This is a genomic window from Mesorhizobium sp. (assembly GCF_004962245.1).
Taxonomy (GTDB): domain Bacteria; phylum Pseudomonadota; class Alphaproteobacteria; order Rhizobiales; family Rhizobiaceae; genus Mesorhizobium.
The window spans coordinates 178,369-205,220 of record NZ_SUHQ01000007.1 but is presented as its reverse complement, the minus strand read 5'-3'; the positions used below and the strand labels follow the sequence as shown (position 1 = coordinate 205,220).

The following is a 26,852-nucleotide window of genomic DNA, read 5'->3' as shown; positions in this document are numbered from 1 at the left end:
GGGTGTGGCAAGGGCCTTGCTGTCAGGCACAGCCCTTCACCGATCCGCCGGGGTATGTCGAGATTCAGGTCAGGCCGAGTCGAGAATGGTGGGTTCCGAGAACCGGAACGGAGCGGACATTTGGTCCGTGAGTACCGGAAGCGCAGGAACCCGCCATTCGCGGACCGGCATCACCTGAATATCGGCGTGCCCTAAATAGCCACCTGCGTGCCGATCTCGACCACACGCCCGGTCGGGATCTGGAAATACTCGGTCGCATCCGCCGCCGTGCGCGCCAGTCCGATGAACAGCTTGTCCTGCCACACCGGCATGCCGGAATTGGGTGACGCCTTGAGCGAGCGCCGCGACAGGAAGAAGGACGTCGTCATGATATCGAACTTCCAGCCCTGCTTGCGACAAATCGCCAGCGCACGCGGGATGTTGGGCTGCTCCATGTAGCCGAAGGTCAGCGTCACCCGCATGAACAGCTCGTTGATCGTTTCCATCTTGACCCGATCGCTATCGGGCACGAGAGGCTGCTGCGCCGTCACCACCGACAGGATGACGTTCTGTTCGTGCAACACCTTGTAGTGCTTCAGGCTGTGCATCAGCGCGGTCGGTGCGCTGAGTGGATCGCTGGTCAGGAACACGGCCGTACCTGACACCAACTGCGGCTTCTTCTTCAACAAATTGCCGGCAAGGAAATCGAGCGGAATCTCGTTCCTGCGCGTCTTGTCGAACAGATAGCGGCTGCCGCGTATCCAGGTCCCCATGATCAGCCCCATGATGCAGGCAACAGCGATCGAAACCCATCCGCCTTCCACGAATTTCACGACATTTGCCAGGAAGAAGCCGGTATCTATCGTGCCAAAGAGCAGCGCGAGCGCCGCAGCGAGTGCGACCTGCCATTTCCATTGCCACCGCATCACCACGAATAGCAAAATAGTCGTCATCAGCATCTCGCCGGTCACCGAAATTCCATAGGCGGAAGCCAGGGAACTCGAACTGCCGAAGCCGACGACCAGCAGCATCACGCCGAGTGCGAGAATGAGGTTCACGCGCGGCATGTAAATTTGGCCGAGCTGCATCTCGGACGTATGCTGAACCTCGATTCTGGGCAGAAGATTGAGCTGCACCGCCTGCCGGGTCAGCGAAAACGCCCCGGAGATAACGGCTTGACTGGCGATGACGGTCGCTGCTGTTGCGAGCGCGACCATCGGTATCAGTGCCCAATCTGGCAGCATCTGGAAAAACGGATTGTCGGGCAGCCCACCGTGAGCAAGAACGAATGCGCCTTGCCCAAAATAGCTGAGTAGCAAGCAAGGGAAGACGATCCAGAACCAGGCGAGTACGATTGGACGGCGACCGAAGTGGCCGAGATCGACATAAAGCGCTTCAGCACCGGTGACCGCCAGAAAAACCGCGCCGACCGTAAGAAATGCGCCCGTTTTGGCTTCGGCAAGGTAGACGACCGCATAATAGGGGTTGATTGCCAAAAGCACCGAGGGGTCGTCGAGGATGTGCAGCAATCCGGCAATGCCGATCGCCAGAAACCAGAGCGCCGTGACCGGCCCGAAAACGGAGGCCACTCTACCAGTCCCGAAGCGCTGCACGGCAAACAAGACGGCAAGAATCACCAATGTAATGGGAACCACGTACGGATCGAACGCCGGGGTCACGACGCTCAGACCTTCCACCGCTGAAAGCACCGAGATAGCCGGCGTTATGATCGCGTCACCGAAAAACAGTGCGGCTCCGCAGAGACCAATGCCAAGAATGATGCTGGAACCAGCCGGATAAGCTTTCCGGGCCAGCGCCATAAGCGACAGCGTACCGCCTTCACCCTTGTTATCCGCCCGAAGCACGAAGGCGACATATTTTATTGTCACGATAATCGTTAACGCCCAGACGATCAGCGACAGAACGCCCAGAACGGCGCTGCGCGGATCGGTGCCGGACGAAGCATGCAGTGCTTCGCGAAGCGCATAGATCGGACTGGTGCCGATGTCGCCGTAGACAACGCCCAGCGCGCCCAGCATCAAGACCTTGGTGCTGTGCTTTTCGACCTCAGGATGGCTCGATTGTTCGACGGGTTCTGCCTCACTACCAGTGTTGGTAAGGGCCATAGGCGACACTCCGATAAGCGGGCGGTGCTCTACGCTTGCTGCGATGCAATATCAAGTGCCCCGACGTGATGGCTGCCATGTCCGCAATGCGAGGCTTCCATCTCTACCACCCACAGGCCTTCAGATATCTCTTGACCGTGCCGGCCATGCCATACTCCAATGCATCGGCTGTCAACCCATGTCCGATGGACACTTCGGCCAATGCCGGGATGCGCTTTGCCAGTGCCGGCAGGTTGCTCACCACCAGATCGTGGCCGGCATTGACCTGAAGTCCGGCGGCAAGCGCGGCGTCAGCGGTTTTTCCCAATCTTTCCAGCTCTTTCTCCGCCTTTGCAGAATCGGAATGGTAGCTGCCATACGGCCCCGTGTAGAGCTCGATCCGGTCGGCGCCGGTGTCGCGCGCGGCCTTCACGCCTGCCGGGTCCGCGTCAGAAAACAATGACACGCGAAAGCCGCCTTTCTTCAGGCGCTTGACGATTGGTGTCAGGAACGCAGTCTCGGCGGCGAAGTTCCAGCCATGGTCCGAGGTAGCCTGGGCAGGGTCGTCGGGCACCAGCGTCACTTGCTCCGGCTGGTGCTTTTCCACAAGCGCCAGGAATTCCTCCGTCGGATAGCCCTCGATGTTGAATTCAGCCTTGGGGAATTCGTCATCGATAAGCGCCCTGATCTCCGGCAGGTCGGAATGCCGGGTGTGCCGCTCATCGGGCCGCGGATGCACCGTCAGCCCATGCGCTCCCGCGGCCAGCGCCAGACGCCCAAGCCCGATGACGCTTGGCCACGGCAGGTCGCGCCGGTTGCGCAGCATGGCGATGGCATTGAGATTGACGGAGAGCTTTGCGGGCATGGCTTCTCGGGTCCGGATGTATTTGCGGCCATCTATACCGCCTTTGGTGGGAACAGACAGGGGGTTTTCGGTGTTCCAGAAGGGCGGATAATGTCCAGCAAGAGGAAGCCCTCGTGAATTATCTTGAAGAAGTGCCGGCAGTTCGCCGCGTCGACACCGACCGCGACGACCTTTTCGCCATCGACGTCGTCGGCCATGTCACCGCGGCCGATGCGGAAAACCTGTTCGGATTGCTGGAGGCGGCTTATGCGCTGCACCCGAGAATCGACGTGCTGGTGCGCCTGGTCGACCATGACGGCGTCGATTGGGCCGATGTGTCGGACGAAACGCTCGAACAGGGCACGGCCCATGCCGTGGAGCATGTCGGCCGCTGCGCGGCGGTCGGCGAGCCGAACTGGGTGCCCGACGCGCGGGGTTTGCTGCCTGCTTCGTTGCCAATCGAACTCAGGCATTTCAAGAGCGAGGACGAAGCGGCCGCCTGGGAATGGCTCGACGCCAGGCCGATTGTCCCGCGGTAACGCGGTTCCCCGGCTGCTGGCTCGACCGGCCTACCTGACAATCGTCAGCCGCTCGGCCGCGCGCGTGATCGCGGTGTAGAGCCAGCGCTGGCGGGTTTCCTTGAACGCCCAGCTTTCGTCGAAGAGCACGATCTCGTTCCACTGCGACCCCTGCGCCTTGTGCACGGTCAGTGCGTAGCCGTAGTCGAAATCGTCGAAGCGCTTTTTCTGCTGCCAGGGAATGTCAGCGTCCGGATCTTCGAACGCCGCCTTGAGCAGCTTGATCTTGGCAACGCCGCGGTCCGGGTCGTCCTCCTCGGGTGAGACCAGCAAATTGATGCCGGGCTTGACCGTCTCGCGCGACGAGGTCATCACCTTCCACAGCGAGCCGTTGAGCAGCCCCTTGGCCGGGTCGTTGCGCAGGCAGACGAGCTTGTCGCCGGCCTGCGGGTAGTCGGCATTGAACCCCTTCAGCTCGCGCAACCGCTGATTATAGCGACGCCGCGTCCTGTTGGTGCCGACCAGCACCTGGTCCGCCTTTAATACCAGCTCCTGGGTGACGTCTTCCTTGCCGATCACCTGTGCCGTGCCGTAGTCGCCGCGCATGAATTCGCGACCTTCGCGCACGTCGAGGGCCAGCCGGATGATCGGGTTGTCGCGCGCCTGTCGGTGAATTTCGGTGAGCAGGATATCCGGCTCATGGTCGGTGAAGAAGCCGCCGCCCGAGATCGGCGGCAATTGGCCGGGGTCGCCGAGAACAAGGATCGGCGTGCCGAAACTCATCAGGTCGCGGCCAAGCTGTTCGTCGACCATCGAACATTCGTCGATGACCACCAGTTTCGCCCGCGAGATCGGGCTTTGCCGGTTGAGCGAAAAGGTCGGCGACATCGAGGTCTTGCCGGTCACCTCGTCTGCTACCGATTCCTCGCCCTTCGGCCGGTAGATCAGCGAATGAATAGTGCGGGCGTTGACCGCGCCCTTGGAACGCAGCACCTGCGCTGCCTTGCCGGTGAAGGCGGCGAACTGCACCTGGCCGTCGACATGCTCGGCGAAATAGCGCGCCAGCGTCGTCTTGCCGGTGCCGGCATAGCCGAACAGCCGAAAGAGCTGCGGCTTTCCGGTCTTGAGCCAGTTGGCGACCGCTTTCAGCGCATCGTCCTGTTGAGGAGAGAATTCCATCAGCGCGAGAGACCGGATTCGCAAGGGAAAGACAAGGTCGGCCGTCACATCGATGCTATCGTTCGCACCATGGCACCGCGATAAATCAGGCTATCAGGCAAGGATCGGAACGTAAAGGGAACAAAAGATCGAGCCGCCACGATCCTATCCGGTCGGGCCGCCACGACCTTCGGTCGGGCCGGGATCGTTCTCGAGCAGGATCGGCTTGCCGTGCGGTGTTACATGCGCGGCGCGTTCCCAAGCGGCGGCGAGCGCATCGACGTCGCCCTTGCCGGCAACGCCTTTGGCCGACAGCACCTTTTCCAGCGCCGCCAGCCAGTGCTCGTAATAGTCGTGGCCATCGCTCGCGGCACCGGGCTTCTTGACCTCGGCGGACAATGCCTCCGCCCATTCGCTCCAGGAAAACAGGCCTTTGTCGTGAAGCGCGACCGTCATGGCGAAGGCTTCCGCTTGCCAAGGCTCGGCGAAAACCGGCGCATCGACGCCCGCCGACAGCATGGCAGCGCGTGAGTTCGCCTCACGCCGGTTCAAGATAGCTCTCCCAAGCGTCGATCGATACTGTCAGCGTCGGGTCGGCGCTCTCGCCCCAGATCTCCGCGCCGTCGAAGACCACCGTATAGACCCATTGCGGGTTCTCGCCCCGGCCGTGCGCATTCGTATCGGGAAAGACAAAACCGTCGCGCACCGCCTCGACGAGGCCTTGCTTGCCGCGTGCGTAGCGCGGCAGCCGCGTGTGGCCGGTCGGATGAAAATTCTTCGTCCGCACAAGGTCGCCGGCCTTGAACCGCGCCGGCGTGGCGACCGGCCGGTCGCAAGGCCCGCCCTTGGCTAGCACAGCCGGCACGTCGTCCGCTTTCAGCACCCTTTTGGGCGTTGCCGCTGGATCGACCGCCTTGCCCGCGGCCAGATCGCGGTCGCTAACGAAGCCATGCCGCTTCAGCAAGATTTCCAGCGCCTTAATCCAAATCTGGTAGTAGCTTGAGGCATAGTAGTCAGCGGGATGCAGCGATTCGCGTGCATGCCGGCTCTCATCGATATTCCACGCGCCCATGGCGCCGGCGGTGAGCGTCACGCCAAGCGCCCGCCTTTCCCACGCAGCATGGAAATAGGGTTCGTCCTTTTCGGGAGCGACCGGCCCGAACCCCATCTGCCCACCGAGATCCTGCGGCCCGTTCATGCCGTCTCCCGCGCCAGGCCGGTGCCGATCATCGCGTCGCGTGTCACCAGCTCCGCCAGCCGCTCCTCGCTCCAGTCCTCGGTGCCCTTCGGCCGCATCGGCACGACCAGATAGCGCAGCTCCGCTGTCGAATCCCACACCCGGATTCTTGTCGTTGCCGGCAAGGTCAGCCCGAATTCCTCGAGCACGCCGCGCGGATCGATCACCGCGCGCGAACGATAGGGCGGCGCCTTGTACCACACCGGCGGCAGGCCGAGCACCGACCACGGATAGCAGGAACACAGCGTGCAGACGATGAGGTTATGCGTGTCAGCCGTGTTGAACACGGCCTGCATATGCTCGCCCTGCCGGCCGGTATAGCCGAGCGAGCCGATCGCCGCCGTCGCGTCGCGTTTCAGCCAGGTGGCAAAGTCGGGGTCGACCCAGGCCTTCGCCACCACCTTGGCGCCGTTGCGCGGGCCGATCTTTGTCTCGTAGGTGTCGACGATGACGTCGACCGCGGCTGGATCGATCAGCCCCTTCTGGGTGAGGATCGTCTCCAGCGCGCGCACCCGCGCCGCAAAAGGATCGAGCTCGTTGTCGTGATCATGGTCATGGGACATGGCCTCAAAATACGATCGCGAGCCCCCGACCGCAAGCGCGATGGCTTGGACCCAAAACCCGGCAGCTACCGCAGCATCGGCCACAGCGTCGCCGCCAGCAGCACGCCCATGGCGATGTTGAACCATTTCAGCCGTATCGGATCCGACAGAAAACCGCGCAGCGCCGTGCCGAAACCTGCCCACACCGAGACGCTCGGCAGGTTGACGATGGTGAAGGCTATCGAGATCAACGCCACCGACAGGAACGGATGCTCCGGATTGGCGTAGACGGCCATGGCGGTGATCGCCATCACCCATGCCTTGGGATTGACCCACTGGAAAGCCGCCGCGTCGACGAAGCGCATCGGTCGCGCCTTGGTCTCGCTCTTGCCGCTGAGCGAGCGCGACATGGCGATCTTCCAGGCGAGATAGAGCAGGTAAGCGCCGCCCGCGATTTTCAATCCGGTGTGGAGAACCGGAAATGCCGTCAGCACCGCGCCCAGACCGAAGCCGACGGCAAGCAGCAGCACGAGGAAGCCGATGCTGATGCCCAGCATGTGCGGAGTGGTTTTGGCGAAACCGAAATTCACGCCCGATGCCAGAAGCATGAAATTGTTCGGACCCGGCGTGATCGAGGTCACGAAGGCATAGACCAGAAGGGCGAAGAATGCGTCGAGGGTCATGGTTTTCCCCCAGGTAGGTCAGCATTATTGTCCTTTTATCCCAGACGCACAGAAAGCCACCTCACGGCGGCAGCCGGGCCAAAGGATCAGGATTGCAAAGCGACAGAACGAATACAGGCGGCGCCAGAGCATCGGACCCAAGCGCCGGACGACTACATTCCCTGCGGACCGCGGTTCATCGCCGCCACGCCGGTTCGGCAGATTTCGACCAGGCCGAGCGGCTTCATGATGGCGATGAACTGGTCGAGCTTGGAGCCCTTGCCGGTGATCTCGAAGATGAAATGCTCGGTGTTGGCGTCGATGACGCTGGCGCGGAAGGCATCGGCCAGCCTCAGCGCCTCGACGCGGGCTTCGCCGGTGCCCGCCACTTTCACCAGCGCGAGTTCCCGCTCCAGCGGCCGTTCCTGGCCGAGCTCATGCGAGCGCACGGTGAGATCGACGACGCGGTGCACCGGCACGATGCGCTCGAGTTGGTGCTTGATCTGCTCCAGCACATGCGGCGTGCCGCGCGTCACGATGGTGATCCGCGACAGGTGCTTCTCATGCTCGGTTTCGGAGACCGTCAGGCTCTCGATGTTGTAGCCGCGTCCCGAAAACAGGCCTATGACCCGGGCAAGCACGCCCGGCTCATTGTCGACCAGCACGGAAAGCGTGTGGTTTTCCGGTCTTTCCGTCTCCTTGGCAATGAAGTAGGCGGAACCGGTGGGTTGAAGGTGTGCGTTCATGACATGAATCTCGATTTCAAACTTTGCGCTAATTCTCTGTTTTCGCACGGCTTCTTCCGGCAAGCCCTGCCTCGGCTTCGGCGTTACACCAGTTCCCTGCCCTTGGCGTCGATGGCGTTGGCCACCGCCTCGTCAGTCGCCTCGTCCGGCAGAAGCATCTCGTTATGCGCCTTGCCCGACGGAATCATCGGGAAGCAGTTGGCAAGCGTCGCCACGCGGCAGTCGAAGATCACCGGCTTCTTCACCGAAATCATCTCCTTGATCGCGTCGTCCAGCTCGTCCGGCTTCTCGCAGCGGATGCCGTGGCCGCCATAGGCTTCGGCGAGCTTGACGAAATCCGGCATCGCCTCGGTGTAGGAATGCGACAGCCGGTTGCCGTGCAGAAGCTGCTGCCACTGCCGCACCATGCCCATATACTGGTTGTTGAGGATGAAGATCTTGATCGGCGCTTCGTGCTGCACAGCCGCGCTCATCTCCTGCATCGTCATCTGCACCGAGGCGTCGCCGGCGATGTCGATGACCAGCGCGTCCGGATGCGCGATCTGCACGCCGAGCGCCGCCGGCAGGCCGTAGCCCATCGTGCCGAGCCCACCGGAAGTCATCCAGCGGTTCGGCTTCTCGAAATGATAGTGTTGCGCCGCCCACATCTGGTGCTGGCCGACCTCGGTGGTGATGTAGGTGTCCAGATCCTTGGTCAGCGCGTAGAGCCGCTGGATGGCGTATTGCGGCATGATGACGTCGTGATTCATCTTGTAGGCGAGCGAATCCCGCGCGCGCCATTTCGCGATCTGCTCCCACCACGGGTGGAGCGCCTTCTTGTCGGCCTTGGCGGTCGCCCGCCACAGCCGCACCAGATCCTCCAGCACCCGGCCGACATCACCAAGGATCGGCACGTCGGTATGGACGTTTTTGTTGATCGACGACGGATCGATGTCGATATGGATCTTCTTCGAGTTTGGCGAGAACGCGGTGAGCCGGCCGGTGATGCGATCGTCGAAGCGCGCGCCGATGCAGACCATGACGTCGCAATCATGCATCGCCATGTTGGCCTCATAGGTGCCGTGCATGCCGAGCATGCCCATCCAGTTCTTGCCCGACGCCGGATAGGCGCCAAGGCCCATCAGCGTCGAGGTGATCGGGAAGCCGGTGAGGTCGACCAGTTCACGCAGCAAATGGCTGGCTTCCGGGCCGGAATTGATGACACCGCCGCCCGTATAGAGGATCGGCCTTTTGGCGCCGGCCATCAGTTCGACCGCCGCCTTGATCTTCTCCAGATCGCCCTGGACTTTCGGCTGATAGCTCGTGCGCGGCGCCGTCTGTGGCGGCACGTAGATGCCCTTGGCGAACTGCACGTCCTTCGGGATGTCGACCACGACCGGACCTGGACGCCCGGTCGTCGCGACATGGAAGGCCTCGTGGATGATTGCCGCGAGTTCGTTGACATCCTTGACCAGCCAGTTGTGCTTGGTGCAGGGGCGCGTGATGCCGACCGTGTCGCACTCCTGGAAAGCATCCGAGCCGATCAGCGAAGTCGGTACCTGACCGGTCAGGCAGACCAGCGGGATCGAATCCATCAGCGCATCCTGCAGCGGCGTCACCGCGTTGGTGGCGCCCGGCCCCGAGGTCACCAGCATGACGCCGGCCTTGCCGGTCGAGCGCGCATAGCCCTCCGCCGCATGACCCGCGCCCTGCTCGTGGCGGACGAGGATGTGCTCGACCTCGTCCTGTTGGAATATCTCATCATAGATCGGGAGAACCGCGCCGCCCGGATAGCCGAAAACATGCTTGACGCCGTTGTCCTTCAGCGCCTGCACCACCATTTCGGCGCCAGTCATTTCGGTTCTTGGCATTTCGCGCCGCTCGTTCTGTCCACTGCTCATCGGTCTGGTCCCGTACTGTCCGCCATCGGCGATTGCTGGTCGTTTAGTCGTGTTTCGGGCAATAAAAAAGGCCCCCGGGGGAGCCTGTGTCTTGCGCATGGGAGGTTTTCGCCCGGCGGTTACACCGCCTTGCCCACGCGCCTTCCTACTACGAGAATAAGTGCCGTTTTCATGGTGGCGGACAATAGAATTGGTTTTGCGCCGCTGTCAACGGCGAATGTGCGCTTGGCTCACGCTTGTCGGCGAACTCAAGACTCACATCCGCCCGTGTATGAACCGCGCGGCCTCTCGGTCGCGCGGTTCTTCCGTTTCAGGCCCTGAGCGCCACGCCCCTCGCCTTGGCCCAGCGCTCGATGATCTTGCGCTCCTCCAGCGAGGCGAGACGATTGCCGAAACCGCGCACCTGCACCGCACGGTTTTGCGGGTCGAGCTCGATCGTCAGCAACCGCTCGATCTTGCCGAGCGCCGTGCGTCGCAGCACCCAGATCGAGGCGTTGCCGGCGATGCATTTGGCTGCATACATCGAGACGCAATGATGCATCGCCCGGCTCTCGGCAACCAGATCCTCGGCCGTCTTCAGCTGGCGAACAAAGAAACGCTCGCCATGCGCCTTCGCCTCCTTGGTCGATGGCTGCCAGTCCCAGTCCTCGAGGCGCGAGCCGTCCCAGGTGCGGCCCTGCGACTGCATTCCGGCAGTACGCGGAGCCCGCCCGGCAGCGCGGCGGCGCATTGCCTCGATGCGTTCGATCGCGGCAATGTCGCGGTGCCATTCCGACATCTGCCGACGCAGCGAGGCGAGCGTGCGACCCTTCAGGCTGTACGCTGCATCGCGCTGGTGCATCGCGCCGATATAGTCGCACAGATCATCGATCTCCTCCTTCGACGCTGGATGCCCGCAGAAAAATCGCGTCACCTCGCGCCAGAAGACCAGCTCCCCGCGCGGCGTGCGCGCGATTTTCGTCCGCGCAAGTCGGGCTGCCAACCCCGGGTCATGCGTATAGGACCGGGCGATCGCCACCCAAAACGCCTCGTCGAAAGTGAAATCGCCGGACACGTTCAGGAAGCAATGCACCTCCTTGCGGGATAGCCAGGCATTGGCGCCCGCCTTGTAGAGCGAGTTGCCCCGCGCAACCGCGATATACCACGCCTTGCGGAGCGCAATCTCGTCGGGATCCAGCCCCGAACTGTCCAGCCAGATGCCCTCGAGCGCGGCCGAAACCGGGTAGCGCGCATAAAGATGGCGCGCCGCAGCCAGTCGCAAGCGCGCGCGGTCGCGCGTCTTCAGCTTTGGACGCCACAGCGCGCCGTCGCGGATCGCTAGACCAGCAAAGCCCCGGCGTGCCTCGTCAAGCGCCCGCGCGAAATCCGGAGCGGGACGCGGGACGGCAGAAACCCGCCGCAGCGTTACAGCATATGCTTCAATGCGTTCGCGCTCGGCTTCCTGCCTGCGCTGGATCATGGACTTCGCCATGGCCGTTCTTCCTGATTGGACCCCTGTCAGCCGCACGCAATTCCAGCGTCGGCACGGAATGTGTCGATCTGGATTGCCGGGTCATTGACAGGTCTCCTTTCAGGACGACGGGTTAGAATGGGCGGCTTCCATAAGCTCGCAGAAAACTTGACGCAAGGTCATTCTTTCAACATCTACGATGGTCTGATGGGGTGTTGCAAAGGTGCATCTTTGGCCTTCGGGCAGCCACGATCGTCGCCGGAAAACTCTCGGCTCCGCGGTGCGCGCGAAATGCGGGCGAATGGTTCGCCGCCGCATGGACCATGCGCACGCCACGATTTTTCGATAAACCATTGAAATCACGCCAAACTATTTGACGACGTGACGCGACGCATTGTTTGCCGCGATACTCCGATCGACGGGCTGGGAGGGTCCGGCAAAGCCACAATGACGACCAAGATTTCACGGGAGGAAATTTGATGCTCGACAAGGCCCCAGCCAAGAAACTGTCCGACCTGCTCGACCAATTCGGCGCAGCGCTTACCGCCGGCGACATCGACAAGGCGGTCGGATGCTTTCAGGAAGATTGCTACTGGCGCGACCTGGTGACCTTCACCTGGAACATCAAGACCATGGAGGGTCGCGACAAGGTGCGCGACATGCTGGTGAGCCAGTTGGCGAAGACAAAACCTTCGAATTGGGCGATCGCCAAGGGCGAGGACGCCAGCGAAAGCGGCGAGCTGCTGGAGGGCTGGATCAGCTTCGAAACAGAAGTCGCGCGCGGCTTCGGCCATATCAGGCTGAAGAACGGCAAGATCTGGACGCTGCTCACCACCATGGTCGAGCTCAAGGGTCATGAGGAACCCGCCGGCTTCGCCCGGCCGTTGGGCGCCAAGCATGGCCATGGAAAAAACCGGCCGACCTGGAAGGAAGAGCGCGAGAAGGAGGCGGCTGAACTCGGCTTCAAGACGCAACCCTACACACTCATCATCGGCGGCGGCCAGGGCGGCATCGCGCTCGGCGCCCGGCTGAGGCAACTCGGTGTGCCGACCATCATCGTCGAGAAGAACGAGCGCGCCGGCGATTCATGGCGCAAGCGCTACAAGTCGCTCTGCCTGCACGACCCGGTCTGGTACGACCATCTGCCCTATATCGACTTCCCCAGGAACTGGCCGGTCTTCTCGCCCAAGGACAAGATCGGCGACTGGCTGGAAATGTACACCAAGGTCATGGAGCTGAATTATTGGTCCTCCACGGAGGCAAAGAGCGCCACCTATGACGACGAGAAAAAAGAATGGACGGTGGTCGTCCATCGCGACGGCAAGGACATCACGCTGAAGCCCAAGCAGTTGGTGCTGGCCACCGGCATGTCGGGCCGGCCTAACCTTCCTAAGTTCAAGGGCATGGAGAATTTCAGAGGCGATCAGCACCATTCCTCGAAACATCCCGGTCCGGATAAGTACGCTGGCAAGAAGGTCGTCGTTATCGGCTCGAACAATTCCGCGCATGACATCTGTGCCGCCCTCTGGGAAGCCGGCGTCGACGTCACCATGGTACAACGCTCGACCACGCATATCGTCAAATCCGATACTCTGATGGATGTCGGGCTCGGAGCTCTCTATTCGGAGCAAGCCGTGCAAAACGGCATGACCACGGCCAAGGCCGATCTCATCTTCGCCTCCCTGCCCTACAAGATCCTGCACGAATTCCAGATCCCGCTCTACGAGGAGATGAAAAAGCGCGATGCGGCATTCTACGAGGGACTGGAAAGAGCCGGCTTCTTGCTCGACTGGGGTGACGACGGCTCCGGCCTGTTCATGAAGTATCTCAGGCGCGGTTCCGGCTACTACATCGATATCGGCGCCTCACAGCTGATCATCGACGGCGCCATCAAACTGAAGAGCGGCGTCGACGTGGAGGAGATCAAGGAACATTCGGTCCTGCTCAGCGACGGCACCGAGCTGCCGGCCGATGGCGTCGTCTATGCCACCGGCTACGGCTCGATGAACGGCTGGGCGGCGGAGCTGATCTCGCAAGAGGTCGCCGACAAGGTCGGGAAGTGCTGGGGCCTCGGCTCGAACACAACCAAGGACCCCGGTCCTTGGGAGGGCGAACAGCGCAACATGTGGAAGCCGACGCAACAGGAAGCACTCTGGTTCCATGGCGGCAATCTCCACCAGTCACGCCACTATTCGCAGTTCCTGTCGCTGCAGTTGAAGGCGCGGCATGAGGGCATCGCGACGCCGGTCTACGGGCTGCAGCAGGTCCACCACAAAGGATAGGACGTTACGCCTGGCTTGGCTTGTGGCTGATATCTTTATCTGGGGCGGCGGCGCTTGCGGGCCGCCTTGATCTCGGTGATGCGCTCGGCATCTTCTTCCTGCAAATGCCGCCCGCGCTCCAAGAGTTCGAGCGTGTATTCCTCATAGGTCAGGCCCAGCCGCTCGGCCTTGTCCAGCCGCATCAGCATGACGTCACGGCTTGGCGCCTTCCAAGCCTTGGCGTGGGCGGCCTGCCAGGCAAAGAAAATGTAGGCATCGCCCTCGCCCCATGGCGGACCATCATAGTCGTCGAGAGGCGGGCCGCCATTGTCGGTACGTTTCGGGCGACGCGCCATCGCCTCAGCCTCTGGCCAGCGCGACCAGATAGTCGGCGGCGTCCGGTGCCGGGGCGTGGAAGGTGCAATCCGACGGCGCGCCAAGCGCCAGGCAGTCACCCGGTTCGAGATTGTGCACGACATCACCCTCGGTGAATTCCAGCCGTCCGGAAATCAGCCAGATCTGCTGTCTGATGAAGGCATAGGACGCTGCCGGAAAACTCACCCTGGCTCCCGCCGGCAACTGCACCCTGATCAGTTCGAGCGGCATGTCGGAGACCGGCGAAAGATGCCGCCTGATATAACCCGTGGCGGGATCGCGCCAGATCGGCTGATCGCTTCCGCGAAGCAGCCCACCGCCCTGCAGCTCGGCCCTCGCGATGAGGGTGGAAAGCGTCATGCCGAAGGCCGCCGCGATGCGCACGAGAAGTGCTGCGGTCGGGCTCGTCTTGCCGCGCTCTATCGTGCTGAGCATGGCTTTCGACACGCCGGAGCGGTCCGCGAGCTCCGCCAGAGACCAGCCCCTCAAGGCTCTTTCGGAGCGTATTCTCCTGCCGATGGTCGAAGAGATATCGTTCGCTATATCAGTCATTAATCCAGTATATTGAACTCATAGAGTCGAGCAAGGGGCCTGTTTGAGTCAATTTTCGCGAATGGCTTAACGGCCCCTACACCATCCAACCTCACCCCACCTTAACCCCGTCGGCGTAAGGTCGATCGCCTGGGGAATGGGAAACAGCCTGGCCATGTTCATCGACCGCGAAGCCTCCGTCGGAGAGCCGACATCGCAAGAGCGCCGCAAGGCCGAGCAGAGCGACAAGCGCATTCTGGGCAATGTCGTGCAGTGCGACGGCGCGCGTGCGACCATCAGTGCCTATGCCGACGATATCGAAGGCACGGTCACCGGCCTTTGGACCGTCGGCAAGATGATCTCGATCAATCTTGGCAACACGCGAACCGTCGGCCTGGTCTACGAGATCGGCAAGTCGGATCGCGCCTGGAGCGATGAGGGCCAGAACCCGATCGAAGTCAGCATCGAGCTCATCGGCGAGGTGCGCGACGGCGCAGAGCCCGGCGCCAAGCCGATCTTCGACCGCGGCATCACCATCTATCCGCATATCGGCGCCATCGCCCACCGCATCCGCAGCCGCGACCTGCAAGCGGTCTATGATCTCGCCGGACGTCATTCGATCACCATCGGCACGCTTTCACAGGACGAGGCGATCAACGCCAACATCGCCATCGACGACACGCTCGCGCGCCATTTCGCCATTGTCGGCACCACCGGCGTCGGCAAATCCACCGCTGTCTCGCTGCTTTTGCGCAAGTCGATCGCCGCTCGACCCGATCTGCGCGTTCTCATCCTCGATCCGCACAACGAGTTCGCCGCGTCCCTGCCGGAACATTGCGTCAAGGTCGATTCGACGACGCTTGACCTGCCCTTCTGGATGTTCAGGCTCGAGGAATTTGCCGAAGTGCTGTTTCGCGGGCGCGAGACGGTGCCGGAAGAGGTCGATGCCTTGCGCGATCTCATTCCCGCGGCCAAGAACCTATATCGCAACCCGAATTCGGCTACCTATCTCAGGCGCGGCACCGATGCGCTGACCGCTGACACGCCGGTGCCCTATCGCGTTGCCGATCTCATCAAGCAGATCGACGAGCGCATCGGATTGCTGGAAAGCAAGAACGACCGCCCCACGCTCAAATCGCTGAAGACGCGCATCGAATCGGCAGCCTCGGATCCGCGCTACCGCTTCATGTTCAACTCGCGGCTGATCGAGGACACCATCCACGAGACGATCGGCAATATTTTCCGCGTGCCGCATCACGGCCGCCCGGTGACCTGCTTCGAGATGGCCGGCATGCCGTCGGAGGTGGTCAATTCCGTCTGCTCGGTGCTGGCGCGCCTGGCCTTCGACCTGGCGCTGTGGAGCGAAGGCCGGCTGCGGCTGCTTTTGTTGTGCGAGGAAGCGCACCGCTATATGCCGGCCGATCCGCGCCTTGGTTTCGCGCCAACCCGGCACGCGCTGTCGCGCATCGCCAAGGAGGGCCGCAAGTATGGTTGCTATCTCGGCGTCGTCACCCAGCGCCCGGGCGAGCTGGATCCCACCATCCTGTCGCAGTGCTCGACCTTTTTCGCCATGCGGCTTGCCAATGAGCAGGACCAGGCAATCATCCGCTCGGCGATCGCCGATTCCTCGGCCTCAACGCTGGCATTCCTGTCTTCGATGGGCCAGCGCGAAGCCATTGCCTTCGGTGAAGGCGTGGCAACGACCATGCGGCTGAAGTTCGAAAAGCTGTCCGAGGACCTGGTTCCCGGCACGGCCAAGCGCAAGGAAGCCTTGCCGTCCGAAACCAACGACGATGTCGACCTGGCGGCGATCGTCGAGAGGCTGCGCAATGTGCCGAAACCACAGCAGGCGATGGCCTTCGCCGAAGTCGTTGACACAAGCCGGCAGGCCGGCGATCCCGACTATCGCAAGCCGCCCGTCGCGCGCGTCCAGCCGGACGACGATTTCGATATGCGCTATGGCCTCAAGCCGGCGACCTTCGGCCTGCGCCCACAAAACGATTGAGCCCGGCGGCCGATAAATCCCGACGACTTTTTCAGTCTCTAAACTTGGGTAAATCCCGGAAAGGAATTCATCAGGCCGGATCGAATGACGTGGCTTTCGAGAACCGGAGCGGAGCGGACATTCAAGTCCGTGAGCACCGGAAGCGCAGAAAGCTGCGTCAGTCGGCCGGCCTCATGAATTCTTCTCCGGGATTTCAGGCGCAGACGCGGTTGCGACCTTGCCTCTTTGCTTCATAAAGCTGGCGGTCAGCACGGCGATAGAACTCCTCGGCGGTTTCCTTGCGGTCCCAGACGGCAAGACCGACGCTGGTGGTGATCTTCAGGCGAACATTGCCTGACAGTATCGACATGTTGGCGATCGCCTTGCGGATGCGCTCGGCGAACTTGGACAGAAGTTCGGCATCCATGTTGGGCGTGACGACGGCGAACTCTTCGCCACCCAGGCGCGCCACCACGTCGTGATAGCGCGTCATGTCCTTGAGACAGTTAGCGACCGCCCGCAACACCTCGTCGCCGACATCATGTCCGTGGGTGTCGTTGACCTGCTTGAAATGGTCGAGATCAAGGATCATCAGCCCGACCGGCTTCTCGATGCGACGGAATTCCTCGAGATACTCCTTCAGCGCGTCATCGAAATAGCGCCGGTTCTGCATACCGGTCAGGCTGTCGGTCAGCGCCGCATGTTCAAGCGTTTCCGAACGGGCGCTGAGCGAAACCGTCATGGCGCGGAGCTTGCCTTCTTCCGTCGCCTGCCTGCGGATCAGCGGGTAGATGAAGAAAATGCCGAAGAACAGGGCGGTCGCCAAAAGAACGCCGGTCGCAAACAACAGCTTGTTGAGATAGACGATCTTCTCAATCCCGGGCGGTGTGACAATCTCGGCCGCGAAGGCCTGCAGAAGCCCATAGGCGTGAAGCGTCACCAAGCCAGCAGCCAGGATCACGAAGATGAAGACGAAAAAGGCTGATTCCGCCTTATGAAAGCGCATCTGCTCCCCGTTGGAAAATTCCCATAGGCCTTATGGCATGGACGGCCTTACGGACGGTTAACTTGGACAACTTCGGCGGGAATCTTCTATCAAGACCAACTTTTCAGGTTGCACTGGAAAGAAGATCCAAAATCGTGGATTCCGCACGATCTCCGGGGTGCAATCGCAGCCACTCCGGGCCCAATTGATGCCTGAACCAGGTCGCCTGCCGCTTGGCATATTGTCGCGTCGCGATCTTGGCACGCTCGATCGCTTCGGGAAAACCCAGCTTCCCGGCCATTGCGGCCTGGAGTTCGCGAACGCCGATCGCTTTCATCGCCGGCAAATCGGGATCGAGGCCGAGATCGGTCAACCGCCTGACCTCGTCGAGGGCGCCCATGTCCAGCATGCGGTCGAACCGCGCCTCGATCCGCTCCACCAGCGCCGCCCGGTCCGGTTCGATCACGAAGAAATGCGTGCTGGCCCTGTCGATCAGCGGCCGGCCGCGCGCCGCCTGCCATTCCAGAATGGAACGGCCTGACGCGTCCAGCACCTCCAGCGCCCGCACGATGCGCTGGCTGTCGGTCGGCTTCAGCATCATGCCGGCCGCGGAATCCTCGCGCAGCAGGATGCGGTGCAGCTTGGCCGCGCCCTGCTCCTGGAGTTCATAGCGCCAGCGGTCACGGATCGACTGCGGAATGGCGGGCATTTCAGAAATGCCCTCCGCAAGCGCCCGGAAATAAAGCCCGGTGCCGCCAACGAAAATCACTGGCCGTTCGAAGAACGTGCCCTCGTCGATCAGCTTCATCACGTCGCGCAGCCAGGCACCGGTGGAATAGGCAGTGGAGGGATGGACATGCCCGTAGAGATAATGCGGGACGCGAGCAAGCTCGGCTGCGGTCGGCCGCGCCGTCAGAACGTCGAGCACCGAATAGCCTTGCATGGAATCGGTGTTGACGATGACGCCGCCCTTGCGTTCGGCGAGATCGAGCGCAAGGGCCGACTTGCCGCTGGCGGTCGGCCCGGCTATCAGGATCGCGTTCTTAACGCGGCCCTCGCCCGCCTGCCCGCTGGAATTTTCGATGCCGCTGATCGCCACGCTTGTGTCCCATCCCGCCGGCCGTGCATTGTCGCCGGCGCTTGCGAATATGGCGTCACGGTCGGTCGGCGCAAGCACCGTTCGCTGGCTGGCCGAAGGCATCGCCTGCGAATTCGTTTTGCCCGAGGCGGCCGAAGCCGTTGAAACGACCGCCAGCCTGCGCGCCGCGCTCGCTACCGAACCGGTCGACGTGATCGTTCAGCAGGCCGAGGGACGGCGAAAGAAAATCCTCATCGCCGATATGGATTCGACGATGATTGACCAGGAGTGCATCGACGAACTTGCCGACGAGATCGGGGTCAAGGATTACGTCGCCGCCATCACGGCGCGATCGATGAATGGCGAGATCGCTTTCGAGCCGGCCTTGCGTGAGCGGGTGGCGCTGCTGAAAGGTCTCGACGCTGCCGTGGTCGATCGCATCATCGCCAACCGCCTGACGCTGGCTTCCGGTGGCCGCGCGCTCGTCCAGACCATGCGCACCAACGGCGCATGGACTGCGCTCGTGTCGGGTGGCTTCAACGTCTTCACCTCACGCATCGCCACCATGCTCGGCTTTCAGGAGAACCGCGCCAACCGCCTGATCGAGCAGGACGGCCGCTTCACCGGGCTGGTGGCCGAGCCGATCCTGGGGCGCGCTGCGAAGGCCGATGCGCTGCTCGAGATTTCGGTGCGCCTCGGACTGGCGACCGCCGACGCCATCGCTGTCGGCGACGGCGCCAACGACCTGGACATGATCCGCCTTGCCGGCACCGGCGTGGCACTTCATGCCAAGCCGGCCGTGGCGGCTGAGGCAGGGTTCCGCATCGACCACGGCGACCTGACCGCGCTTCTCTATCTGCAGGGCTACCGGCGGGAGGAGTTTGTAGAGTGACGCCGATCCGCACCGAGCGCCTGATCCTGCGCAACTGGGAGGATCGCGACCGCGAGCTCTTCCACCGGATCAATTCCGACGAGCACGTCATGGAGTTTTTTCCATTTCGCCGCGACCGCGCCCAGGCCGACGCCAAGATGGATGAATTGCGCGCCGTCATCGACCGTGACGGTTTCGGCTTCGCAGCCGCCGAAATCGCCGCCACCGGCCAATGCATCGGTTTCGTCGGCATAACGCCAACCGATTATTTGCCTTTCTTGCCTGCCGGCACCATCGAGATCGGCTGGCGGCTGGCGCCCGATTTCTGGGGCCGTGGCTATGTCACCGAGGCAGCCGAAGCGTGGCTCGCCTATGGCTTCGAAACGCTTGGCCTCGATGAGATCGTGTCCGTCGCTGTCGAGGACAATCACCGGTCCACCGCCGTCATGAAGCGCCTGGGCATGATCGCCGACCCGGCCAGCGATTTCGATCATCCCGGCATTCCGGACAGCCACGCCAGGCTCAAGCGGCATGTGTTCTACAGGCTCTCGCGCAGAGAATGGCAGGCAAGAAAAAAGGCAGCTCGCTAGCCGCCTTTTTTTGTTAAAAATCAAGGAGCTGAAGACTTTACCGGACTCAATCCATCCGGATCGTCACAAACCGCAATTCGCCGGTCTTCGACGCCAGCATCAGCAACGCGTTCTTGCGTCCCTGCTCCTTCAACGCACCAATCCGGTCCATGACATCCTTGGGCGTGGCGACCGATTCCTGCGCGATCTCAGTGATCACCTCGCCGGCCTGGATGCCGCGTTCGGCAGCCGCTGAATCCTTGGCGACTTCGGTAATGACGACGCCGGAGACTTCGGCGGCGATGCCGAATTTCGTCCGCGTCTCGTCGTTGAGCTCGCCAACGGTCATGCCGAGCACGGAAGCCGTCGAAACGGCAGGCGCCTTGTCGCCATCGTCCTGGTCGGCGTTGCCGTTCTCGCCGCTGGCAAGCTTTTCGCCATCTTCGAGCCGGCCGAGCGTCACCTTCACGGTTTGCTCGACGCCCTTGCGCACGATGACCACGTCGACAGCCTTGCCGACCGTGCTTTCCGCGACAACGCGCGGCAGGTCACGCATTTCATTGACGTCCCGGCCGTCGAACTTGATGATGACGTCGCCCGCCAGGATGGTGCCGTTGTCGACAGGCCCGCCCTTGATGATGCCAGCGACCAGCGCGCCCTTGGCGGTGGCCATGCCGAGGCTTTCGGCGATGTCGTCCGTCACCGGCTGGATGCGCACGCCGAGCCAGCCGCGCCGCGTCTCGCCGAACTGGCGGAGCTGGTCGACGACGCCCAACGCGAGCTGCGAGGGGATGGAAAAGCCGATGCCGATCGAGCCGCCGGACGGCGATATGATCGCGGTGTTGATGCCGATCACCTCGCCGTCGCTGTTGAACAGCGGTCCGCCGGAATTGCCGCGGTTGATCGCGGCATCGGTCTGGATGAAATCGTCATAGGGACCGGAATTGATGTCGCGGTTGCGGGCCGAGACGATGCCGACCGTCACGGTGCCGCCGAGGCCGAACGGATTGCCGATCGCCATCACCCAGTCACCGACACGCATCTTGCTGGAATCGCCGAATTTCACCGCCGTCAGCTTGTGCCCTTTCGGATCGACCTTCAGCACCGCCACGTCGGTTTTGGTGTCGGTACCGACCAGCGTCGCCTTCAGCGTCACGCCGTCGGAGAAATTCACCTCGATGTCGTCGGCATCTGCGATCACGTGGTTATTCGTCACCACGATGCCCTCGTCGGCGTCGACCACGAAGCCGGAGCCCAGCGACTGCACCTTTTGCGAGGGATTGCCCTGGTCGCCGGGACGGTTCTTGAAGAAATCGTCGAAGAAATCCTGAAAGGGCGAGCCCTCTGGAAGCTGCGGCATCGGCACCGCGCCAGGCCCCTCGGTGCCTTTCACCCTCTGCGAGGTCGATATATTGACCACCGCGCCGAGCAGGCCCTGCGCGAGATCGGCGACCGATTCCGGGCCATCCGCAGCTGCCGTCGGCGACACCAGCGACGGGACGGTAAAGGCGGCGATGAGAAGTGCCGCAGCACCCGCGGTGACCGTCCGCCGCGCCGCGCGCAAAAAGCTGTTGGATGTCATCGAGAAGCCTCCCGGTGTCTCTGAAAAGAAAAGCGCTCGCCGAAAACGCTGCGTCGAGTCATGTTGGCAAGAAATACGGCACGTTTGCGGCTATGGCTATCGGCATAGGATAAATCCTGCGTTATCCCGAAATCACAGACCGACCACGTCATCCGCCCCGCACCAGCCAGACGAGGCCGACGCCAGCGGCGATTGCGACCAGCCCGGCGATCCGCAGCGCACTCTCCGGCATCGACAGAACTTCCCCGGCAAGTTTCTTGGCGAGGCCGGGAAAGCCGCCATAGACCAGGCCCTCGACGACGAGAACCAGGCCTATTGCCGCCAGAAAATCCTGCACCGGCCGCTACTGGCCGGTGCCTGGCTGCGCTGCCGGTGCAGCAGGTGCTGCGGGCGGCGCTGTCGGCGCTGCCGGCGTATCGCCGCCGGCGGGATCGCGGAAGAAACGGAAGAATTCCGAATTCGGCGACAGCACCATCGTCGTGCCGGTATTGTCCAGCGCCGTTCCGTAGGCATTCATCGACCGGTAAAAGCCGAAGAAGGCCGGATCGCGCTGGTAGGCGTCCGCGAAGGTGGCGCTTCGTTGAGCTTCGCCTTCACCGCGCAGGATTTCAGACTCCCTCCGTGCCTCGGCGACGATCTCCACCACTTCGCGGTCGGCGCGCGCCCTGATGCGCTGCGCCGCCTCGTTGCCGCGCGCCCTCAGCCGCTCGGCTTCGGCCAGGCGCTCAGCCTTCATGCGGTCGTATGTCTGTTGCGAGACTTCCGCCGTCAAATCGGTCCGGCGAATGCGGACATCCTCGATCTGCAGGCCGAGCGACGTAGCGTCGGGCCTTAGCTGATCGCGCACTTCACGCATCATCACGGCGCGCTCTTCCGAGAGTGCCGCCTCGAAGTCGCGCAGACCGTAAACACGGCGCAAGGCGGCGTCGAGACGCGTCCTCAACCGTGCCTCGGCCAGCTCGATCTGACCGGACACCGCGGAGCGGAACACGCGCGGATCCGAGATCCGATAGGCGATGAAGGCGTCGACCTCATAGAACTTGCCGCCCGAAACCTGGACGCGAATGTTGTCGAGGTCGAAGCGCAGCACCCTGTTTTCGATCAACTGCACGCTGTCGGCATCGAAGAAGGCGAACGGCGCCTTGAAATAGATGCCCGGCTCGCTCTTGACGTCGACGATCTCGCCGAACCTGAGCACCAGCGCCTGCTGGCGCGCATTGACAACGAAGACCGACGAATAAAGCAGGAACAGGATGACCGCGGCGATGACGGCGATGACGGGAAGTCGGTTGGCCATCACTGGTTTCCTCCGAGGACCGGCGCCGGCGCCTTCTGCTGCAACGCCGGCAGCGGCAGATAGGGGACGACCCCTTGTCCGTTGCTTTGCTCGATAATGACCTTGCTGGAATCCTTCAGAACCCTCTCCATCGTTTCCAGATAAAGCCGCTGGCGCGTCACATCAGGCGCCTTGGCATACTCATCATAGATCGAGATAAAGCGCTGCGCCTCGCCTTCGGCCTCCTGCACGACCCGGTTCTTGTAGCCGGCCGCCTCCTCGCGGATCTGTGCGGCTTCGCCGCGCGCCTGGCCGAGCTTCTGGTTGGAATACTGGTTGGCCTGCTCCACGAACTTGTCCTCGTCCTGTTCTGCGCGCTGCACCTCGTCAAAGGCGTCGGCCACCTCGCGCGGCGGCGCGGCATCCTCGATCGAGATCGCGTTGACGTTCAGGCCGGCCTTATAGCCGTCCAGCGTCGTCTGGATGATTTCGCGCACGGACGCCGCAATGCCCTCGCGATCGTCGCGGAAGATGTCCTGCGCCGGCCGCCGGCCGACCGCTTCGCGCATGGCGCTTTCGGCGACCTGCCGCAGCATGCCGTCGGGATCGGACACGTCGAACAGATAGGCCCTCGGATCGGAGACCTGATAGGCCACCGAGAACTGGACGTTGACGATGTTCTGGTCGCCCGAAAGCATCAGACCTGAACCGTTGCCGGAGGCCGTGCCGCCGCCGATGTTGACGAGTTGTTCGGCGATCGTAGCCGTCTCTACCGTTTCGATGGGCCACCAATGGAAATGCAGGCCAGGCTGCGAGAGCTCCGCCTTTGGCACGCCGAATCTGAGCTCGACCGCAACCTCGTCAGGCTGCACGGTATAGACCGCCTTGAACGCCCACAGCACGACAAGCGCTGCCGCGATCAGCCCGAACACGGCTGGGCTGGCGCCGCCGCCGCCCGGCAAAGCACGCCGCAACCTATCCTGGCCGCGTCGGATGATGTCTTCGAGATCGGGAGGCGAGCCCTGTGGGCCGCTGGGTCCCCTTGGTCCCTGCCCCCAGGGTCCTGGATTGTTGCCTCCGCCCCATGGGCCGCCGCCTCCGCCGCTTTTGTCATTCCAGGGCATGAATGTCCTTTCGCTCCCTCACGCGCCGGCCTGACGACGCAAAAATCCAGTATCGTCCTTCTATAGGGACGCAAAGGCGCGCTTTCAACGCGATCGGTCGTCGACGCAGTCCGTTTGGACCGTCGCGACCCCTTTGTCGTCTCTCAATGCACGTTGCGGCGGCGCTCGTAAACCGAATAGCGTGTCGCATGGCTGTCCTTCTCGCCGGCCGGAACGTCCTGCGAGCGGACCATGCGCCACAACTCCGGGTCGATCGGTGGGAAATGCGCGTCGCCGTCGACCGGGGCAAGGATATGGGTGACATGCAAGCGGTCAGCCAGCGGTAGCGCCTGGGTATAGATCTCGCCGCCACCGATGACGCAGACTTCGTCGGCGCCGGCCATGCAGCGCCCGCGCACGTTCGCCAGACTGATCGCCTCATCGAGCGAATGCACGACTTCGACGCCCTCGGCGCGCCAGGCCTTGTCGCGGGTCACCACGATGTTGAGCCTCCCCGGCAGAGGCCGGCCGATGCCTTCATAGGTCTTGCGGCCCATGACGATAGGTTTGCCCATCGTGTCGGCCTTGAACCGCTTGAGGTCGCTGGAAAGCCGCCACGGCAACCCGCCATCGCGCCCGATCACGCCATTTTCGGCGATGGCGACATAGATCGCGACGTCCATCAGCCGCCGCTCCCGCCATCGCCCGAAGGCTCCAGCAGCAATATGTCGATGTCGTGCTCGGGGTAGAAATTTTCTGCCGTCATCTCGAAACGCGTTGGCCCGACTTTCCTGACGTTTTCGCCGCAGAACGAGACCAGGTTCTTCGGATCGCCCTTGTCGACGGTCAGCTTGAACTTGCCGATGGCGCCCGTCGCCCAGTTGCCGCCAGTGGTCAGGATGTAAGCGATACGGCTTTCGAAATATCTCGGAGTGCCGTCGGGATTGCCCTTCGCCGCCTTGCGGATCGCATTCTCGAACGTCTGATCCATGCAGTAGCGTGTCTTGTAGGCCGCGTATTGGCCCTGGAACTGGCCGTCATAGAAGAAGCTGACCGAGGACGTGCCGCCGACGCTGGGCTTGTAGCGATGCGCGACGTGGACTGCCTTGTTGGCTGGAAAGGTCGAGCGCCACCAGTAGGTCGAGCGCAATTGCCAGAACGGCACATAGACGGTCTTCATGCCCGAACCGTCGTCGGCAGTGTCCTCGATGATGAGGCCGCGATCGACCCAATCGTCGGCAACCGCCTGCGGCAGCTTTGCCAGCGCCGCCTTGGCCGCGTCGCCGAACGGATAGAACGGCACGTTTTGCGCTTTCAAATCGGCGCTGATTTCGATGCCGAGTGCAAACGCCTTCTGCTCGAGTTGCGGTTTTGCTGCCACGCCGTCGATCGTCACCTCGAAGCCGAGGAAATTGTCGTCCTCGTCGGGGATCGCCGGCATCTCGTAGGGATCGCCTTCGATGTCGGGCATTGGAAAGGCGACGATCGCGTCGACATCCTTGTCGGTGTTGTTGCGGAAGACATAGTCGACCGTCACCTTTTCCGGCGAGATGGTGAGATCCTCGCTCTCCATGGCGACGGCGTCGCTGCGCGACAGGATCAGACCGCCGGTACCCAATTCGGCGATCGAATCATTGGCGAATACGGGCGTGGCCAAGAGCGCCAGCGCTGCGGTCAGGACATAACGTAACATGGACGCTCCCTCGGCGAGAATGCCGGTTCGACCCTAGCCGTTTCGGCGTGGTGTTTCAAAGCCTTCCGCGCAGCGCGCACGCTTGCCCACATGCCATGCCAGGCTTGTCTGGACACCGACGTTGCGATCGGGCAGGAGTTCGCCCATGCGCAAGCTTCTCGTCATCGGCATCGGCGCCGGCAATCCCCACCACATGACCATACAGGCCATAGACGGCTTGAACCGCGCCGATGTGCTGTTCATTCCCGACAAGGGCGCGAAGAAAAACGATCTCGCCGAACTGCGCCGCCATATCTGCGATCGTTTCGTCACCAACCCGAACGCGCGCCGCGTCGAATTCGACGTGCCGGTGCGGGCCGAGCCGGCGCCCTCCTATCGCTCGACCGTCGATGACTGGCACGAGGCGATCGCCGCGATCTATGAAGGCCTGATTCGCGACGAGCTTTCGCAAGATGGCTGCGGCGCCTTCCTGATCTGGGGTGACCCCGCGCTCTACGACAGCGCGCTGCGCATCCTCGAGCGTGTGCGCATGAGGGGCAATGTCGACTTCGAGCTGGAGGTGATCCCCGGCATTACCGCTGTCCAGGCGCTTGCCGCCGGCCACAAGATGGCATTGAACCGCATCGGCGATGCCATTGCGATAACCACCGGCCGCCGGCTCACTGAAGAAGGTTTGCCCGACAATGCCAGCAGCATCGTCGTCATGCTGGACGGCAAATGCGCCTTCAACACGCTGGACGACAAGGACCTCGTCATCCACTGGGGCGCCTATCTCGGCACGCCCGACGAGATTCTCATTTCCGGCCGCCTTGGCGATGTCGGCGATGAGATTATGAAGATCCGCGAAGAGGCCCGCCAGAAAAAGGGCTGGATCATGGATACCTATCTGCTGCGCAAGCCCGGTGAGCCGGAGGATGCTGATTCATAGCTCAGCCCAAGAGGCCGTTCGAAAATTCGCTCCGCCGCGATGGATGGCGCGATTTTCGAGAACCGGAGCGGAGCGGACATTCAAGTCCGTCAGCACCGGAAGCGGGCATCCGGTGGCGTAGAGTCCGGTGGGGTAGAGTTTGCGCAGGCCTCTTACCCGGCGTCGATTTCCGCCTGTAGTGCCTCCATATGCGTCGCCGCCGCGGAAGCCGCAGCCCGTTCAATGGCGCGAAAGCGGCTGACCACCGCAAGCCCCACCGAGGTCAACTGGGCGCCACCGCCCTTTTTCCCGCCGGTCTGCGCCGCGACCAGCGGCTTGCCGAACACCCGGTTCATGTCCTCGACCAGATCCCAGGCGTGTTTGTAGGACATTTCCATGCCGCGCGCCGCGGCCGAGATCGAGCCGAAGGCGGCGATCTGCTCCAGAAGCTCGATCTTGCCCGGCCCGATGCGGCCGTCCGGATCGAGGTTTATCCGCAAGCTCAGCGACGGCATT

General features: G+C 62.6%; 27 protein-coding genes. 6 read left to right on the top strand and 21 right to left on the bottom strand.

What is annotated here, in order from left to right; genetic code table 11:
* Positions 1 to 191: 191 nt before the first annotated feature.
* Complete coding sequence (locus E5X88_RS10195; protein ID WP_292160963.1) at positions 192 to 2,105, bottom strand: potassium transporter Kup; 1,914 nt, start codon at positions 2,103 to 2,105, stop codon at positions 192 to 194.
* Positions 2,106 to 2,208: 103 nt separating this feature from the next.
* The gene (locus tag E5X88_RS10190) at positions 2,209 to 2,949 is read right to left on the bottom strand and encodes a pyridoxine 5'-phosphate synthase (RefSeq protein ID WP_292160961.1); all 741 of its coding nucleotides are present in this window, start codon (positions 2,947 to 2,949) and stop codon (positions 2,209 to 2,211) included.
* A 113-nt stretch (positions 2,950 to 3,062) separates the two neighbouring features.
* On the opposite strand from E5X88_RS10190, the gene E5X88_RS10185 reads away from it, so the two are divergent.
* Positions 3,063 to 3,467, top strand: coding sequence for an STAS/SEC14 domain-containing protein (locus E5X88_RS10185; protein WP_292160959.1), 405 nt, complete (start codon positions 3,063 to 3,065; stop codon positions 3,465 to 3,467).
* Between the two features lie 30 nt (positions 3,468 to 3,497).
* Here the strand turns inward: E5X88_RS10185 and E5X88_RS10180 are convergent, their stop codons facing one another.
* From E5X88_RS10180 to E5X88_RS10145, 8 genes are all read right to left on the bottom strand, one after another.
* Positions 3,498 to 4,625: an ATP-dependent RecD-like DNA helicase gene (locus tag E5X88_RS10180; RefSeq protein WP_292161049.1), complete on the bottom strand. Its 1,128-nt coding sequence runs from the start codon at positions 4,623 to 4,625 to the stop codon at positions 3,498 to 3,500.
* A gap of 144 nt (positions 4,626 to 4,769) precedes the next feature.
* Positions 4,770 to 5,123 (bottom strand): nitrile hydratase accessory protein, encoded by a 354-nt coding sequence (locus E5X88_RS10175; protein WP_292161047.1) that lies wholly within the window; start codon positions 5,121 to 5,123, stop codon positions 4,770 to 4,772.
* A 19-nt stretch (positions 5,124 to 5,142) separates the two neighbouring features.
* Positions 5,143 to 5,802 carry a nitrile hydratase subunit beta gene (nthB, locus tag E5X88_RS10170; RefSeq protein ID WP_292160956.1) on the bottom strand — a complete coding sequence of 220 codons (660 nt, stop codon included), beginning with the start codon at positions 5,800 to 5,802 and terminating at the stop codon, positions 5,143 to 5,145.
* Positions 5,799 to 6,404: a nitrile hydratase subunit alpha gene (nthA, locus tag E5X88_RS10165; protein ID WP_292160954.1), complete on the bottom strand. Its 606-nt coding sequence runs from the start codon at positions 6,402 to 6,404 to the stop codon at positions 5,799 to 5,801. The genes nthB and nthA overlap by 4 nt, the downstream gene beginning before the upstream one ends.
* Before the next feature lie 65 nt (positions 6,405 to 6,469).
* Positions 6,470 to 7,066: a LysE family translocator gene (locus E5X88_RS10160; RefSeq protein WP_292160952.1), complete on the bottom strand. Its 597-nt coding sequence runs from the start codon at positions 7,064 to 7,066 to the stop codon at positions 6,470 to 6,472.
* A gap of 152 nt (positions 7,067 to 7,218) precedes the next feature.
* Positions 7,219 to 7,791 (bottom strand): acetolactate synthase small subunit, encoded by a 573-nt coding sequence (gene ilvN / locus E5X88_RS10155; protein ID WP_292160949.1) that lies wholly within the window; start codon positions 7,789 to 7,791, stop codon positions 7,219 to 7,221.
* An 83-nt stretch (positions 7,792 to 7,874) separates the two neighbouring features.
* The gene (locus tag E5X88_RS10150) at positions 7,875 to 9,671 is read right to left on the bottom strand and encodes an acetolactate synthase 3 large subunit (RefSeq protein WP_292160947.1); all 1,797 of its coding nucleotides are present in this window, start codon (positions 9,669 to 9,671) and stop codon (positions 7,875 to 7,877) included.
* 310 nt (positions 9,672 to 9,981) lie between these two features.
* Complete coding sequence (locus tag E5X88_RS10145) at positions 9,982 to 11,142, bottom strand: PcfJ domain-containing protein (RefSeq protein ID WP_292160945.1); 1,161 nt, start codon at positions 11,140 to 11,142, stop codon at positions 9,982 to 9,984.
* 458 nt (positions 11,143 to 11,600) lie between these two features.
* Here E5X88_RS10145 and E5X88_RS10140 point away from each other — a divergent pair, with 458 nt between their 5' ends.
* Positions 11,601 to 13,403 carry an NAD(P)/FAD-dependent oxidoreductase gene (locus E5X88_RS10140; protein ID WP_292160943.1) on the top strand — a complete coding sequence of 601 codons (1,803 nt, stop codon included), beginning with the start codon at positions 11,601 to 11,603 and terminating at the stop codon, positions 13,401 to 13,403.
* A gap of 35 nt (positions 13,404 to 13,438) precedes the next feature.
* On the opposite strand, the gene E5X88_RS10135 is transcribed toward E5X88_RS10140, so the two are convergent.
* Positions 13,439 to 13,738, bottom strand: coding sequence for a hypothetical protein (locus tag E5X88_RS10135; protein WP_292160941.1), 300 nt, complete (start codon positions 13,736 to 13,738; stop codon positions 13,439 to 13,441).
* 4 nt (positions 13,739 to 13,742) lie between these two features.
* Positions 13,743 to 14,309, bottom strand: coding sequence for an XRE family transcriptional regulator (locus tag E5X88_RS10130; protein ID WP_292160939.1), 567 nt, complete (start codon positions 14,307 to 14,309; stop codon positions 13,743 to 13,745).
* A gap of 154 nt (positions 14,310 to 14,463) precedes the next feature.
* Here E5X88_RS10130 and E5X88_RS10125 point away from each other — a divergent pair, with 154 nt between their 5' ends.
* On the top strand, positions 14,464 to 16,293 hold the full coding sequence (locus E5X88_RS10125) for an ATP-binding protein (protein ID WP_292160936.1): 1,830 nt from the start codon (positions 14,464 to 14,466) through the stop codon (positions 16,291 to 16,293).
* Positions 16,294 to 16,486: 193 nt separating this feature from the next.
* Here the strand turns inward: E5X88_RS10125 and E5X88_RS10120 are convergent, their stop codons facing one another.
* Together E5X88_RS10120 and miaA are read right to left on the bottom strand one after the other, a co-directional pair.
* Positions 16,487 to 17,278: a GGDEF domain-containing protein gene (locus E5X88_RS10120; RefSeq protein WP_292160933.1), complete on the bottom strand. Its 792-nt coding sequence runs from the start codon at positions 17,276 to 17,278 to the stop codon at positions 16,487 to 16,489.
* 103 nt (positions 17,279 to 17,381) lie between these two features.
* Positions 17,382 to 18,350 carry a tRNA (adenosine(37)-N6)-dimethylallyltransferase MiaA gene (miaA, locus tag E5X88_RS10115; protein ID WP_292161045.1) on the bottom strand — a complete coding sequence of 323 codons (969 nt, stop codon included), beginning with the start codon at positions 18,348 to 18,350 and terminating at the stop codon, positions 17,382 to 17,384.
* Between miaA and serB the strand changes: the two genes are divergently transcribed.
* Positions 18,340 to 19,227, top strand: coding sequence for a phosphoserine phosphatase SerB (gene serB / locus E5X88_RS10110; RefSeq protein WP_292160930.1), 888 nt, complete (start codon positions 18,340 to 18,342; stop codon positions 19,225 to 19,227). The two genes, miaA and serB, sit on opposite strands and share 11 nt — an antisense overlap.
* On the top strand, positions 19,224 to 19,796 hold the full coding sequence (locus E5X88_RS10105) for a GNAT family N-acetyltransferase (protein ID WP_292160928.1): 573 nt from the start codon (positions 19,224 to 19,226) through the stop codon (positions 19,794 to 19,796). Before serB ends, E5X88_RS10105 begins: the two co-directional genes overlap by 4 nt.
* A 46-nt stretch (positions 19,797 to 19,842) precedes the next feature.
* Here the strand turns inward: E5X88_RS10105 and E5X88_RS10100 are convergent, their stop codons facing one another.
* The 6 genes from E5X88_RS10100 to E5X88_RS10075 form a co-directional block, all read right to left on the bottom strand.
* Positions 19,843 to 21,357 (bottom strand): DegQ family serine endoprotease, encoded by a 1,515-nt coding sequence (locus E5X88_RS10100; protein WP_292160925.1) that lies wholly within the window; start codon positions 21,355 to 21,357, stop codon positions 19,843 to 19,845.
* 148 nt (positions 21,358 to 21,505) lie between these two features.
* Positions 21,506 to 21,694 carry a DUF2065 family protein gene (locus tag E5X88_RS10095; RefSeq protein ID WP_292160923.1) on the bottom strand — a complete coding sequence of 63 codons (189 nt, stop codon included), beginning with the start codon at positions 21,692 to 21,694 and terminating at the stop codon, positions 21,506 to 21,508.
* Between the two features lie 6 nt (positions 21,695 to 21,700).
* A complete protein-coding gene (locus E5X88_RS10090; RefSeq protein ID WP_292160920.1) occupies positions 21,701 to 22,654 on the bottom strand; it encodes a protease modulator HflC in 954 nt (317 codons plus the stop codon).
* Entirely contained in the window at positions 22,654 to 23,757 is a 1,104-nt protein-coding gene (gene hflK, locus E5X88_RS10085) for an FtsH protease activity modulator HflK (RefSeq protein WP_292160918.1), read from the bottom strand. The genes E5X88_RS10090 and hflK overlap by 1 nt, the downstream gene beginning before the upstream one ends.
* A 143-nt stretch (positions 23,758 to 23,900) precedes the next feature.
* Positions 23,901 to 24,419 carry a dihydrofolate reductase gene (locus tag E5X88_RS10080; protein ID WP_292160915.1) on the bottom strand — a complete coding sequence of 173 codons (519 nt, stop codon included), beginning with the start codon at positions 24,417 to 24,419 and terminating at the stop codon, positions 23,901 to 23,903.
* On the bottom strand, positions 24,419 to 25,429 hold the full coding sequence (locus E5X88_RS10075; RefSeq protein WP_292160912.1) for a DUF4424 domain-containing protein: 1,011 nt from the start codon (positions 25,427 to 25,429) through the stop codon (positions 24,419 to 24,421). The genes E5X88_RS10080 and E5X88_RS10075 overlap by 1 nt, the downstream gene beginning before the upstream one ends.
* Positions 25,430 to 25,574: 145 nt before the next feature.
* Here E5X88_RS10075 and cobF point away from each other — a divergent pair, with 145 nt between their 5' ends.
* Complete coding sequence (cobF, locus tag E5X88_RS10070) at positions 25,575 to 26,357, top strand: precorrin-6A synthase (deacetylating) (RefSeq protein WP_292160909.1); 783 nt, start codon at positions 25,575 to 25,577, stop codon at positions 26,355 to 26,357.
* 152 nt (positions 26,358 to 26,509) lie between these two features.
* On the opposite strand, the gene E5X88_RS10065 is transcribed toward cobF, so the two are convergent.
* Positions 26,510 to 26,851, bottom strand: coding sequence for a winged helix-turn-helix domain-containing protein (locus tag E5X88_RS10065; RefSeq protein ID WP_292160906.1), 342 nt, complete (start codon positions 26,849 to 26,851; stop codon positions 26,510 to 26,512).
* Position 26,852: the final 1 nt, after the last annotated feature.